The following is a 14,125-nucleotide window of genomic DNA, read 5'->3' on the forward strand; positions in this document are numbered from 1 at the left end:
CTTTCCCTTGATCCTGCATCGACCTATTTGCGCAACGCTAGTTAATCGTTTAACTTTTGTTCTATCGATCAACCCAGGCGACCGACGGCGCCTCGAAAGAAGAGTTACGGATGAAGTTCGATCTGTTCGAGTTGGCGGGCCAGGTGGCCGTCGTCACCGGCTGCAATACCGGCCTTGGCCAAGCCATGGCCGTCGCGCTGGCCGAGGCAGGCGCCGACATCGTCGGCATCAACAAGAGCGCGCCAGTCGACACCTGCAGGGCGGTGGAGGCGCTGGGCCGACGCTTTCTGGACCTGCGCGCCGACCTCGCCGACATCGCCGTCATCCCGCGCCTGATCGCGGAGGCGCAGACGCTGACCGGGCACGTCGACATCCTGGTCAACAACGCCGGCATCATCCGCCGCGAGGACGCGCTCCACTTCCGGGTGAGCGACTGGGACGAGGTCATGGCTGTCAATCTCAAGGCGGCCTTCTTCCTCGCCCAGGCCCTGGCGCGGCTGTGCATCGAACAGGGGCGCGGCGGCAAGATCATCAACGTCGCGTCGATGCTGTCCTTCCAGGGCGGCATCCGCGTGCCGTCGTACACAGCGTCCAAAAGTGGGGTGATGGGGCTGACCAAGGCCCTCGCCAACGAGTGGGCCGCGCATGGCATCAACGTCAACGCCATCGCGCCCGGCTACATGGCCACCAACAACACGGCGGCGCTGCAAGCCGACGAGGCGCGCAACGCGGCCATCACCGCGCGCATTCCTGCCGGCCGCTGGGGCAAGCCGGCCGACATGGCGGGGCCGGTGGTGTTCCTGGCTTCGCAGTCGTCCAACTACGTCAACGGCTACACGCTGGCCGTGGACGGCGGCTGGCTGGCGCGTTGAGGATGAGCATGCAACGACACACACCGTACGTGCCGCCGCTTGCTGGCATCGCGATGGACACGCTGGTGCATGAGCGCCTGTACCCGCAGCTGCGCTACTTCTTCGAGAAGCTGCGCCGCGAGCGCGGCAACATCGTGCTCGACGGCGTCCCCGCGTTGCGCAGCAACGACCTCTTCCTGCCCGGCAAGATCGCCCTCGGCATGGGCCATGTCCTGCTGGCCACGCCAGCGGGCTCGGCCGAGCTGCCGCAGGCGCTGCAGACCTACCGCGACATCGCCGAGATGACGCTCGACATGGAGAACCAGAGCTGGGGCATCTACTACTACCTCCTCGCGCTGACCAAGCTGCAACAGGCCGGCCTGCTGGAGCAGGCCCTGGCAGCTGAGGCGCTGGCCGCGCTGCGCCTCAAGCTCGACTGGCGCACCTTCGTGCGCGAGGCCGACCTGACCTTGATCGACCTGCCCACCAACTACTACGGCGTCGCCTTCGCCGTGGCGCGGCTTCGCATGATGCTGGGCTGGGAGGACGAGCGCCAGGCGAGCCGACTGTTGGACAAGACGCTGGCCCACTACGACCGCTATTCCGGCGAGTTCGGCTTCTCCGACGAGACCGAAGGTGAGGGTCGTTTCGACCGCTACAGCATCCTGCTCATCGCCGAGATCTGCCAGCGCTTCGTGCTGACCGGTCTGGCCGTGCCCGAGCGGCTCAGGCAGCTGCTGCGCCGCGCGGTCGACGTGGTGCTGAATCTGGCCAATGTGTCGGGTCATGGCTTCGGCTTCGGCCGCAGTATCGGGCCCTATGGCGATAGCGCCGCCGTCGAGATCCTCTCGGTCGCAGCCTTCCTCGATGTGCTGAATCCCGAGGAGAAGGGCTATGCCTACACCTACGCCTGCCGCTGCGTCGCCAAATACCTGGACGTCTGGTTCGACCCCGCCATGCACTCGGTGGACATGTGGGGCAAGGGGCGGCGCACCGACCTCTACCGCGCCAAGCACCGCATCCTGGGCGAGAACTTCACGCTCATCCACCAGTTCATCTCCAGCAACCAGCTCTGGAACGACGCCGGCTTTCGTGGCCGCGCACCGCTTGCCGACCTGCAAAGCTGGCTGGCGCGCACGCGGCCGGCGTTCTCGCTGACCTGGTTCGCCCGCGGCCGCCTCGACCGCGCACTGGCCATCGTTCGCGACGGCGCCGACGTGTTCGCGCTGCCGCTCATCAACGGCGGCAAGAGCCAGCACGGCAACAGCCCCTACTACCCGCTGCCATTCGCCGAGGACATCGTGGCCGGCATCGCCGACAGCGGCCCTGCGCATGCCCAGCTGCTGCCGAAGTTCTGCCTGTCCGATGGCTCGGAGCTGCTGGCCACATCCTTCATGCAGCGCATTGCCCACGGCAGCGAAGGCCGCCGCCACTGGGTCAGCTACGAGCAGGCCGCGCTGAACCGGCTCGGTGGCCATGCGCCGTCGGAGGACGCCCGCATCAGCGTGCGCACGCGCTACGAGTTCGAGCCCGGCCGCATCACGCGCATCGATGTGTACACGCCGGCCCAGCCGCTGGACGTGCGCGAGCTGAGCCTGACCTTTTCGTCGTTCTCCCAGCAGCCCCGCACCGAGGCCGGCTCGACCCATTTTTCGCAAGGCCGCGTGCAGTGCTTCGAGGCCCGTGGCTTCGACCACTGCAGCGCCACGCCCACGCGTGGCGACGACGGCTTCAAGTCGCCCAGTGGGCCGATGACGACCGTGGTGCGCTGCAGCCGTGCGGCCTTCACCTTCAGCGAGCCCATCACGCTCACCTGGGTCATCACCTACGGCTAGGCCGCAGGGCCACCGCTCTTCACCCACAAACAAAATAGCCTGGAGACAAGACCATGAACCGCAACCCCTCCCTCAAGCCCGTGGCCGCCGCCGTGCTCGTGCTGGCCAGCGCCGCGCACGCGCAGACACGGCCCGCCGAACCCGCCGATCCCAAGAATGAGCTGGGCACCGTCGTCGTGACCGGCATTCGCAGCGCGCTGCAACGCGCCAATGAGATCAAGCGCGAGGCGCCGCAGGTGATGGACGTCATCACCTCCGAAGACGTCGGCAAGCTGCCCGACGCCAACGTGGCCGAGGCCCTGCAGCGCGTCACCGGCGTGCAGGTGACGCGCGTGTTCGGCGAAGGCCAGTCGGTCTCCATCCGCGGCTTGCCGCTGGTGCGCGTGGAGGTGGATGGCCGCACGCTGCTGGGCTACTCGGCCCGCCTGTCGCCGCCCGAGAACGAACAGCTGGGCCGCAACTCCGGACTGGACACCGTGCCTTCGGGCCTGTTCGGCCGGCTGGAGGTACGCAAGTCGCCCATCGCTGCGCAGGTGGAAGGCGGCCTGTCGGGCTCGGTCAACCTCGTCACGCCCGACCCGCTGGACTTCCGCGGCCTCACGGTCGCGCTGCGCGGCTCCGCCGAGTACTCGCAGGAGGCGGGCGAGACCAAGCCCGTGTTCTCCGCGCTGATTGCCCAGCAGTTCGCCGACAAGCAGCTCGGCGTGCTGCTGGCGGTGGACTACACGCAGCGCATCACCCGCACCCAGGCCTTCGAGCGCAACAACTTCTTCAGCCGGACCGGCGCCACCGCCGACCTCAACGGCGACGGCTCGGCTGACATCAGCGGCGACCGCACGCAGTACGAGCAGTTCACCGTCGACCGCTCGCGCTTCGGCGCCACCGCCGAGGCGCAGCTGCGCCTGTCGCCCGAGCTGGAGTTCAAGCTCGAAGGCATCTACTCCAAGCTCAAGACCGAGCGCCAGCAGGACTTCATGTCCTGGCGCTATGCCGGCAAGGCCATCACCAACCCTGAGTTCGACGGCAACTTCATCGTCGCCGGCAACTCGCTGGGCGCCCTGCAACACGCCGGCCTGCGCCGCGCCGAGCCCACCGAGAGCATGCTGAGCGCGCTCAGCGTCAAGTGGCGGCCGACGAGCAATCTGACGGTGCGCCCAGAGTACAGCGCCAGCCGCGGCACGCTGGAGCAGACCATCCAGCAGATGACGCTGGACTCCCTCAATGCCAACGTGCCGGGCCGGTTCGACTACCGCGCCGGCCCCGTGCCCAGCCTGGACCTCGGCGCGTTCAACCCTGCCGACCCGGCCAACTACAAGCTTGCCACCAACGGCGTGCGCGCGAACCTGCTGCTGGCACAGATGGATGAGAAGGTGGGCAAGCTCGACGTGGCGTACGACTTCGATGACGGCGTCCTGAAGAGCATCTCCGCCGGCGTGCGCGTGCGCGACCTGCATGCCGTCTCCAATGCCTACCGCAGCCAGGTCACGGCGCCGCTGGCCGAGGTGCGCCCCTACTGGACGACGACCGATGCCGCCAGCTTCCTGCCCGGCATCAGCGGCGCCTTCCCGCGCTCCTTCCTGACCGCCAACATCGACCCGGGCTACATCATCGAGCGCGCCTCCGGCGGCCTGCCGCTGCTGCCCAACAGCGCTCGCGACTACGACCTGAAGGAGAAGGCCACGGCGTTCTACCTGATGGCCGATTTCGAAGGCACGCTGGGCGGCGTGAGCTACAGCGCCAACACCGGCGTGCGTCACATCCGCACCGACTTCGGCGTGGATACGCTGACCCAGGGCGCCACGCTGATCCCCACGCATGACGAGAACAGCTACGCCAACACATTGCCCAGCGCCAACATCGTCTTCAACATCACGCGCGACTTCATGGTGCGGCTGTCAGCCAGCAAGACCCTGCAGCAGGCCGGCATCGCCGAGCTGGCGCCGTCCACCTTCGTCAACATCAGCAACCGCACGGCCACTGGCGGCAACGCGACGCTCAAGCCCACGTTGTCCAACAACCTTGACGCGTCCTTCGAGCTGTATGGCACGCGCAGCGCGCTGATCTCGGGCGCCGTCTTCAGCAAGAAGGTCAGCAATGTGCAGGCCGACAACACGGTGCTGCAGACCTTCGTCGGCTTCGAGCAGCTGGGCGCCATCCCGTACACCCGCCCGGCCAACATCGGCAGCGCCCGGGTCAAGGGCTTCGAGTTCGGCGTGCAGCGCTTCTTCGACTTCCTGCCCGCGCCGTTCAACGGCTTCGGCGTGATCGCCAACTACACCTTCTCTGACGGCCAGGGCGACGGCGGCGTGCCGCTGATCGGCGTGTCCAAGCACAGCTACAACCTGATCGGTCTGTACGAGAGCGGCCCCTTCAGCGCCCGCGTCGCCTTCAATGCGCGCGACAAGGCCGCCTTCGCGTTCACGCAAGGCCGTCCGGACTACATCGACAAGCGCCAGCAGCTCGATGTGCAGTTCGGCTATGAGTTCAGCAAGTCGCTGTCCGTCAACTTCAACGCACAGAACCTGAATCCGAAGAAGTCCGCCACCGTCGAGTTCAGCCAGATGGGGCCGGTCGCGCTGAACAGCTATGCGTTGTCGGAGCGTCGCTTCTCCATCGGCGTGCGCGCCAAGTTCTGATCATGAAACTGCTGATCTGCCTTCTCGCGCTGGCCCTGCAAACGGCGCCTGCCGCCGCCCAGCTGCTCGTACCCACGACCGTGACGACGCCGCAGGACGTCACGGCCTACAAGGCCCTGATCGCCAAAGCCGACACGGCGCTGGCGATGAAGCCGGAGTCCGTGTTGAACAAGACGCTGACCCCCGCCAGCGGCGACAAGCACGACTTCCTGAGCTTCGGCCCCTACTGGTGGCCGGACCCGGCCAAGCCCGACGGCTTGCCCTACATCCGCCGTGACGGCAATCGCAACCCCGACATGGCCAGGGGCAGCGACAGCCTCGCCCTGGCTCGCCTTGGCGCGGCCGTGGAGACATTGGGCCTGGCCTACCGCTTCAGCCGCGACGAGCGCTACGCGACCCAGGCGGCGGCGCTGGCGCGCGTGTGGTTCCTGGACCCGGCCACACGCATGAACCCCAACTTCCAGCATGCCCAGGCCATTCCCGGCATCACGACAGGGCGGGGCATCGGCCTCATCGAAGCGCGCTGGCTGATCAACATCAATGAGGGCCTGGCCATGCTGGGCTCGTCCAAGGCCTGGACCGCGCAGGACCGCAGCGCGATGAAGGACTGGAACGCCGCCTTCTACACCTGGCTGCGCACCAGCAAGAACGGCCGCGACGAGGAGGGCGAGCACAACAACCATGGCAGCTGGTACGACGCGCAGGCGGCTCATCTAGCGCTGGTGCTGGGCCGCAGTGACGACGCCAGGGCCATCCTGGAGCAAGGTCTGACGCGTCGCCTCGCGGCCCACATTGCACCCGATGGCAGCCAGCCACACGAACTGGCCCGTACGCGCTCGCTGGACTACTCCATCTTCAATCTGGAGGCGCTGCTGATATGCGCTGAGTTGGCAGACCATGTTGGCCTGGACTGGTGGCGCTACGCGACGCCCGATGGTCGCAGCCTGCGCGGCGCGCTGGCCTACCTCGCCCCGTACGCCGACCCGGCCAAGCCCTGGCCGAAGAAGGACCTCCACGAAGGAGACCGCAGCAGCCTGCTGCCGCTGTTGGCGCGCTACCTGCGGCATCGCGAGGACGCATCGCTGCGTCAGATCCTCGATGCCAATGCCGCATCGTCTGGGAAGGACTCGACGTATCGGCTATTTGGGGCCGGTGCACTGGCGGCAGACGCCGGCGCAAGCAGCCGTTGAATTGAGCGGCGCGCCTGCGCATCACCATGACCCACTACGACTACGCCGTCATCGCTTTCTATTTCCTGTTCATGCTGCTCATGGGCGGGTTGGCTTCTCGCTTCATCAAGAATTCCAGCGATTACTTTCGCGGCGGCGGGCAGATGATGTGGTGGCTGGTGGGGGCAGCTGCCTTCATGACCCAGTTCAGCGCCTGGACATTCACCGGGGCCGCCTCCAAGGCCTACAGCGAAGGTTGGCCCATTCTGGTCATATTCTTTGCCAACGCAGTCGGGTTCATTGCCAATGCGGCCTACTTTGCGCCACGCGCCCGGCAAATGCGCGTCATCACGGCCATCGAGGCTGTGCGGCAGCGCTTTTCCCAAGCCAACGAGCATGTCTTTACCTGGTTGCAGATTCCCCTGGGAACCCTGTATGCAGGTATTTGGCTGAACGGGCTGTGCGTGTTTCTTTCGGCCGCCTTCGGCTTCAACCTTGAGCACACCATCCTGTTGACCGGGCTCGTCGTCGTGGCAATGACCCTGCTGGGCGGGAGTTGGGCCGCCATCGCTGGCGACTTCATCCAGATGCTGGTGTTGATGCCGGTCACGGTGGTGGCGGCCTTCCTCGCCCTGCGCGAGGTGGGTGGGGTCCAGGCCTTTATCGAGCGCCTGCCGGCGGGTCACCTGGATATTGCTGCGGCGTTTGACTCTCCCTTGATGCTGGTCTGGGTTGTGGCGATCCTCGTCAAGCAGTTCATTTCCACCAACAATATGTTGGAGGGGTCTCGCTATCTTTGCGTCAAGGACGACGTGCACGCCCGCCGCGCCGCGCTGCTAGCCGCCGCATTGTTTCTGGTTGGCCCCATCATCTGGTTCATTCCTCCGATGGCCGCGAGTATTTTGCATCCCGACCTCGGCGCCGTGTTTCCATCTCTCAAGAACCCGTCTGAAGGTGCGTTTCTCGCAATCAGCGTCACCACGATGCCTGCCGGGATGATCGGGTTGCTGCTGTGCGGAATACTCGCCGCGACCATGTCATCGATGGACAGCGGGCTGAACAAGAACGCAGGATTTTTCGTCAAGAATTTTTACCACACGGTAGTGCGGCCGCACGCCACGGAAAAGGAACTCGTCACTGCCGGTAAATGCGCCACTGCAGTTCTCGGTATCCTGGTCATCATCGCGGCGATCAACTTTTCGCGCATGGAGGACATCGGGTTATTCGATCTGATGCTCCAGTTCGGCACACTGATTGCGGTGCCCTACACCATTCCCCTGGTTTTGTGCGTATTCATCAAACGCACACCGTCTTGGTCGGGGTGGTCTACCGTGATTGTTTGCTTGGTCGCCTCGCTACTGACGACGCGATATCTCGACGCCCGTTGGCTTGAATCTGTATTGCAGTTGGTGCAACCACTGACCAACAGCGAAGCAGGCTACTGGACGATCGCTGTGGGTTTGTTTGTCAATGTGCTTGTGGGTGTTGCATGGTTTGTGGGCACCATGGCGTTCTGGAAGGCGACACCCTCAGCAGAACGTGATCGCATCGAGGCGTTTTATAGCCGGATGCTCACTCCCGTGGACTTTGCGCGCGAAGAGGGCGCCAACAGTGACCATGCGCAGGCCCGCCTCTTGGGGAACCTCTCCCTCGCCTATGGTGGATTCATTTCCCTGCTGGCGTTGATACCCAATCCGATGGCGGGCCGCCTGGGTTTTGTGTTCTGCGGCGTCGTCGTTGTGGCGGTCGGCGTGGCTCTCAAGCATTCAGCGCGCAAGCGGTAGAGCCGCGCGCATGCCGCGAGGCGGCGGATGCACCGGTACCTTGGCATCGAGGTGGATGACGCAATCGAGATTCCTGAGCAGACGGAATTCTGAGAAGCCAACCGGCAGCTGCTTTCTGCCAAGGGGGCCTCTTGCAACGCGGCTTGCGGGTACCAGGGCATGTCGAAGCTCCCGGCCAGCTCTCCTCTTCGCTGCAGCGCCGCGAATGTCGCCTACGCGAGCCAGTCCGAGGACGGCATGGGGCGGGCCGGATCAAGCAGCGCAAGCTAGAGCGCCGGCTCGATGACAACTGGCGCCGGCCCAAGGGAATGCACGGAGCCACCTATGAGTGTTGATTTCCTCCGAAACCTGACCCACCCCATTCAGTGATTTCCGTTCGAACCTGACCCACGTATGAACCCTAGCCTGCCGCTATTTGCGGCAGGAGCACTGGAGTGATTGACGTGGCGACACTGAGTGTCATCAGGCGGTGGGCCCTGCGAGAGCAGTTGTCCATCCGCGAGATAGCCCGACGCACCGGCCTGTCTCGCAACACCATCAGGAAGTACCTGCGCGCCGGCGACCAAGAGCCGGCCTATGCCAAGCGGGCCAGCAAGAGCCGGCTCGACCCGTTTGCCGAGAAGCTGACCCACTGGCTCAAGACCGAGGCGGGCAAGAACCGCAAGCAGCGGCGCACCTTGAAGCAGATCCACGCTGAGCTCGTGACGCTCGGCTACGACGGCTCCTACAACCGCGTGGCCGCCTTCGCGCGCGACTGGGCCCAGAAGCGCCAGGAGGCCAAGCAGACGACGGGACGGGGCACCTTCGTGCCGCTGGTCTTCGACGCCGGCGAGGCCTTCCAGTTCGCAGCACGGCCAGGTAGTGGCGCCAGTCGTAGATCGGGTTCTGCACCACGAGGAGCAGGCGGTGCTGGCGGCTGTCGAGATGGCGCTGGAGGTGGGTGTGCCGACCAAGATGTACGTCATCAACGTGCTGCACCGGCTGCTTGATGGCAAGGCCGATCCACCGCCGGTGGACGCGCCACAGGCCCTGCGCCTGACGACCGAACCCCAAGCCAACGTGACGCGCTACGACGACCTGCGCGAGGAAAGGAAGGTGCGCCATGCGTGACACCAGGATCAACGCCCTCGTCGTCGCCCTGCGCGAGTTGAAGATGTTCGGCATGGCCCACGCCGTGAGCGAGTTGGCTGAGCAAGGGGCGCCGGCCTTCGAGGCCGCACAGCCGCTGCTGGCGCAACTGCTCAAGGCCGAGACAGCCGAGCGCGAAGTGCGCGCGGTGGCCTACCAGCTCAGGCAGGCGCGCTTCCCTGTCTACCGCGACCTGGCCGGCTTCGACTTCAGCCACAGCGAGGTCAACGAGGCGCTGGTCAGGCAGCTGCACCGCGGCGACTTCATGGACCAGGCGCAGAACGTCGTGCTCGTCGGCGGGCCGGGCACGGGCAAGACCCACCTGGCCACGGCCATCGGCGTGCAGGCGCTGGAGCATCACCGGCGGCGGGTGCGCTTCTTCTCCACGGTCGAGCTGGTGAACCAGCTCGAGCAGGAGAAGCTCTGCAACAAGACTGGCCAGATGGCGCACCGGCTGGCCCACATGGACATGGTCGTCCTTGACGAGCTGGGCTACCTGCCGTTCAGCTCCTCGGGCGGCGCGCTGCTGTTCCATCTGCTGAGCAAGCTCTACGAGCGCACCAGCGTCGTCATCACGACGAACCTGAGCTTCAGCGAATGGGCCAGCGTCTTCGGCGACGCCAAGATGACCACGGCGCTGCTGGACCGGCTCACGCACCACTGCCATATCCTTGAGACCGGCAACGACAGCTACCGCTTCAAGAACAGCTCAGCTCAACCCACCACCAAGAAGGAGTCCAAACCGAGGAAGTTACCCACAACCTGAGCCCGAAATGCTCGAACAAGGGTGGGTCAGGATTGGACGGAAACGGTGGGTCAGGATGGCGTGGGAATCAACAGCCCTTGCCTCAGAAGACGGCCGCGCCGCTTGGTAGCGATTTCCTTGATCAGCCGAAGCTGCTCGGGCTGGAAGCATCCAGAAGATTTTTGATCAAGCGCACCGGGTGGGCGGACGTTTGAAGTGGCTGCTACGGCCGTTGATCGGGCATGAGTGGGGGTCCTGGGGCATGTGATCCTCCTTTGATGCGGTCTAGACCATTGGGGATGCTGAACATGCGCGAATAAAACTGCGGTCGGGCGGGGGGGCTTGCATCCCACAGCCTTTTGCCGGTGGACCCCTGGGTGGACCCCCTAAGAATTTTTCGCCGCCAGAATGGAAAAAGGACTTAGAGGCTTTCGCTTCTAAGTCCTTGATTTCTCTTCTTATTTTTGGTCGGGACGGCGGGATTCGAACTCGCGACCCCTTGCACCCCATGCAAGTGCGCTACCAGGCTGCGCTACGCCCCGACTGAGCCAAACAGTATAGCTCAGGAATGCCGGCTTCAGCTCAGCAAGCTGGTACGGATCGCTAGAAGTTCCGCGCGGACCTGCTCCATCGTGGTCAACGGATCAACGGCCAACACCGGCATCGTCATGGATGCCTCGGCCGCTTTCAGCGGCTGAGCGTGGGCATGCGACGACATGGGACGCGTTGCAGGCAGATGTGCCAGCTCAGCAGGCATGCCGACCTCGTCCTCGGGGTCCGTCTCGTGCCCCATTGCATCGAGGGCCTGAGCAGCTTCGGCCTCGTCGTGGAAGTTCTGGGCCGCGGCGGGCGGCAGGCCCTCGCTGAGTTGGTTGCGCGCACCGCTGATCGTGAATCCCTGGTCATAGAGCAGGTCGCGAATGCGGCGGATGAGCAGTACCTCGTGATGCTGGTAATAGCGGCGGTTGCCGCGCCGCTTCATGGGCTTGAGCTGAGTGAACTCCTGCTCCCAGTAGCGCAGCACATACGGCTTCACGCCACACAACTCGCTGACTTCACCGATGGTGAAGTAGCGTTTGGCGGGGATGGCCGGAAGCGCCTTTTCCATTGCAAATCAATGAGTTCGAGAGGGGAGGGGAGACTCTACTCGAAGTCTTCGCCGGCCGGCGCGTCGCCTTGCACCTGACCCTTGAGTTTGTGGCTGGCGTGAAAAGTCACAACGTTCCGCGCCTTGATTGGAATCGACTCGCCGGTGCGCGGATTGCGGCCCGGGCGCGGCGCCTTGCGGCGGATGTTGAAGTTGCCGAACCCCGATAACTTGACGTCCTCGCCCTTGACGAGGCTGTCGTGCAGGATGTCGAAGAAGGCCTCGACCATGTCTTTGGACTCGCGCTTGTTCAACCCGAGCTTGTCGAACAGCAACTCGGCCAACTCGGCCTTGGTCAGAGTGGGCGTTTCCAGGCTGCCGATGACCACGGCAGCCGCTGCTGGTTTCCTTGCGTCGTTCGCGTCCATTGAGTGTTCCTCCTCCTGAGGGTCAGCCGCGCAGGCGGGCGCCAACTTGATTGCTGGCCGCGGCGACGATGGCTGCAACAGCAGCTTCGATGCGCTCATCGGTCAGCGTGGCTTCGTCATCAAGCAGCTCCAGGCGGACGGCCAAGGAACGCTCGTCGGCCTGAAGGTCGGTCGTCGAACCGACCGCGGGCTTGAAGACGTCGAAGAGCTTGGCCGAGCGCAGCAGCGCGCCGCCGGCAGTGGTGATCGAGGTCATCAGCGCATCGTGTGGCGTGCTGTCCTTGACGACCAGCGCCAAGTCGCGCTGCACGGACTGCTGGCGCGGCAGCGGCTGGCCTTGCGGCAGCGTGCGCAGCAGCGCGGCGTCGAGGTTCAGCTCAAACACGACGGGCGCGCCGCCGCTGATCTCGTAGCCCTGGCGCCAGCGCGGGTGCAGTTCACCGACGATGCCGATGACGACTCCGTTCAGGCTTGCACGCGCGCTGCGGCCCGGGTGCAGGGCGGGGTGTTCAGCAGCTTCAAAGGTCAGCGCTTGCGGTGCGAACAGTGCTTCCAGGTCGCCTTTCACGTCGAAGAAATCGACGGCGCGGTCACGCTGACTCCACTGCTGCTGATCGACCGGGCCCCAGGCCAGCCCGCCCAGACGCAAAGGTTGTTCGATGCCCGCCACGCTGAGCGGTCCGCTGGCCACACCGGCATCGCGCTTGAAAACGCGGCCCAATTCAAAGACGCGCACACGTGTGGCGCGGCGCGCCTGGTTGTGTCGCAGGACCTGCACGAGGCTGCCGATCAGGCTGGTGCGCATCACCGACAGCGGCGCCGCGATGGGGTTGAGCAGGCGGATCGGTTCGGTTACGCCGGCCAGCTCGCGCTCCCAGCGCTCTTCGACGAAGCTGAAGTTGATCGTCTCGAAGTAGTCGCGCGCGGCCACGGCGCGCCGCAGCGCGTGAGTGGACTGGCGCGACTCCGAGCCGGTGCGACCGACGATGGGCGCCAGCGGGGCAGTGGACGGTAGCGAGGGGTAGCCCAGCACGCGGATGACTTCCTCGATCAGGTCTTCCTCGATCAGGATGTCGAAGCGCCAGCTCGGCGGCGTGACGGTGATGACGCCTTCCGCCGTGGCAAAAGGCAAGCCCAGGCGCTTGAACACGCCTTCGCAGTCCGCCTGTGTGACCGGCATGCCGATGACCTTGGCCGCGCGGGCGACGCGCAGCGCCACCGGCTTGCGCACCGGCACGTTCGGCGACTGGTCGTCCATCGGGCCGACCTTGGTTTCGGCCGTGCCGCAGATGTCGACGATAAGCTGCGTGATGCGCTCGATGTGCTCGACGGTTTGCGACGCATCGACGCCGCGCTCGAAGCGGTGCCCAGCATCGGTCGAGAAGTTGTAGCGGCGGCCGCGCCCCATGACGGCCTCGGGCCACCAGAAGGCGGCCTCGACGTAGATGTTGCGCGTGTCGTCCGACACGGCGGTGTGGTCGCCACCCATGATGCCGGCGAGGGACTCGACCTCACGTGCATCGCTGATGACACCGACTTTCTCGTCAACGGTGATGGTGTTGCCGTTCAGCAGCTTGAGCTGCTCGCCGGCCTTGCCCCAGCGCACGACCAATTCGCCGCTGATTTTGTCGAGGTCGAAGATGTGCGACGGGCGGCCGTACTCGAACATCACGTAGTTGGAGATGTCGACGAGCGCCGTGACCGGGCGCTGGCCGCAGCGTTCAAGACGCTGGACCATCCAAGCGGGAGTCTGGGCAGCGGTGTTGATGCCCTTGACGATGCGGCCCGAGAAACGGCCGCACAGGTCTGTGGCTTCGATGCGCACAGGCAGCTTGTCGTCAGTTGTCGGCTGGACCGGCGGGAACTCGGCCTTCAGCAGTGGAGCACCGGTCAGCGCAGCGACTTCACGCGCGATGCCGAAGACGCTCAGGCCGTGGCCCAGGTTGGGCGTCAGCTTCAGTGTGAACAGCGTGTCATCGAGGTTGAGGTGCTTGCGGATGTCTTCACCAACGACGGCATCGTCAGCCAGTTCCAACAAGCCGCCATGGTCTTCGCTGAGCTTGAGCTCGCGGGCCGAGCACAGCATGCCGAAGCTATCGACGCCGCGCAGCTTGCCGACGCCGATCTTGAAGGGCTTGGCGGCGTCGTCAGTCGGCAGCTCGGCGCCGACGGTGGCCAGCGGCACCTTGATGCCCACGCGCGCGTTCGGTGCGCCGCAGACGATTTGCAGCGGTTCCGCGCCACCAGCATTGACCTTGCAGACGCGCAGCTTGTCGGCGTTAGGGTGCTGTTCGGCTTCGAGGATCTCGGCAACGACGATGCCGTGGAAGGGCGGCGCGACGGGGCGCAGCTCTTCCACTTCCATGCCGGACATGGTCAGCAGTTCAGCCAGGGCTTGGGTGGACAGGGGCGGGTTGCAGAACTCGCGCAGCCAGGACTCGGGGAATTGCATAACGGTCTAG

General features: G+C 65.1%; 10 protein-coding genes, 1 tRNA gene and 1 pseudogene. 8 read left to right on the forward strand and 4 right to left on the reverse strand.

The window, feature by feature from the left end:
* Positions 1-110 precede the first annotated feature (110 nt).
* The 8 genes and pseudogenes from kduD to istB all read left to right on the forward strand — a co-directional run bounded on the left by kduD (position 111) and on the right by istB (position 10,169).
* Positions 111-872 carry a 2-dehydro-3-deoxy-D-gluconate 5-dehydrogenase KduD gene (gene kduD / locus ASC81_RS06060; protein ID WP_056263770.1) on the forward strand — a complete coding sequence of 254 codons (762 nt, stop codon included), beginning with the start codon at positions 111-113 and terminating at the stop codon, positions 870-872.
* 8 nt (positions 873-880) lie between these two features.
* Entirely contained in the window at positions 881-2,686 is a 1,806-nt protein-coding gene (locus ASC81_RS06065; protein WP_156391786.1) for a hypothetical protein, read from the forward strand.
* 53 nt (positions 2,687-2,739) lie between these two features.
* Complete coding sequence (locus tag ASC81_RS06070; RefSeq protein ID WP_056263772.1) at positions 2,740-5,322, forward strand: TonB-dependent receptor; 2,583 nt, start codon at positions 2,740-2,742, stop codon at positions 5,320-5,322.
* 2 nt (positions 5,323-5,324) lie between these two features.
* A complete protein-coding gene (locus tag ASC81_RS06075) occupies positions 5,325-6,512 on the forward strand; it encodes an alginate lyase family protein (protein ID WP_056263774.1) in 1,188 nt (395 codons plus the stop codon).
* Between the two features lie 26 nt (positions 6,513-6,538).
* Positions 6,539-8,275, forward strand: a complete 1,737-nt coding sequence (locus ASC81_RS06080; RefSeq protein WP_056263776.1) for a transporter — start codon at positions 6,539-6,541, stop codon at positions 8,273-8,275.
* Between the two features lie 443 nt (positions 8,276-8,718).
* Positions 8,719-9,120: pseudogene (locus ASC81_RS26445) on the forward strand (IS21 family transposase); the annotation flags it as partial.
* A 97-nt stretch (positions 9,121-9,217) separates the two neighbouring features.
* On the forward strand, positions 9,218-9,385 hold the full coding sequence (locus tag ASC81_RS27335; protein WP_162245831.1) for a hypothetical protein: 168 nt from the start codon (positions 9,218-9,220) through the stop codon (positions 9,383-9,385).
* Positions 9,378-10,169 carry an IS21-like element helper ATPase IstB gene (istB, locus tag ASC81_RS06090; protein ID WP_056263780.1) on the forward strand — a complete coding sequence of 264 codons (792 nt, stop codon included), beginning with the start codon at positions 9,378-9,380 and terminating at the stop codon, positions 10,167-10,169. Before ASC81_RS27335 ends, istB begins: the two co-directional genes overlap by 8 nt.
* Before the next feature lie 444 nt (positions 10,170-10,613).
* On the opposite strand, the gene ASC81_RS06095 is transcribed toward istB, so the two are convergent.
* From ASC81_RS06095 to pheT, 4 genes are all read right to left on the reverse strand, one after another.
* Positions 10,614-10,690 (reverse strand) — tRNA-Pro (locus ASC81_RS06095).
* Between the two features lie 35 nt (positions 10,691-10,725).
* Positions 10,726-11,256, reverse strand: a complete 531-nt coding sequence (locus ASC81_RS06100) for a MerR family transcriptional regulator (protein ID WP_056263783.1) — start codon at positions 11,254-11,256, stop codon at positions 10,726-10,728.
* 35 nt (positions 11,257-11,291) lie between these two features.
* Positions 11,292-11,663, reverse strand: a complete 372-nt coding sequence (locus ASC81_RS06105) for an integration host factor subunit alpha (protein ID WP_056263785.1) — start codon at positions 11,661-11,663, stop codon at positions 11,292-11,294.
* A gap of 22 nt (positions 11,664-11,685) precedes the next feature.
* Positions 11,686-14,115: a phenylalanine--tRNA ligase subunit beta gene (gene pheT, locus ASC81_RS06110; RefSeq protein WP_056263787.1), complete on the reverse strand. Its 2,430-nt coding sequence runs from the start codon at positions 14,113-14,115 to the stop codon at positions 11,686-11,688.
* Positions 14,116-14,125: the final 10 nt, after the last annotated feature.

The organism is Pelomonas sp. Root405 (assembly GCF_001425165.1).
In the GTDB taxonomy this organism is placed as follows: domain Bacteria; phylum Pseudomonadota; class Gammaproteobacteria; order Burkholderiales; family Burkholderiaceae_C; genus Pelomonas.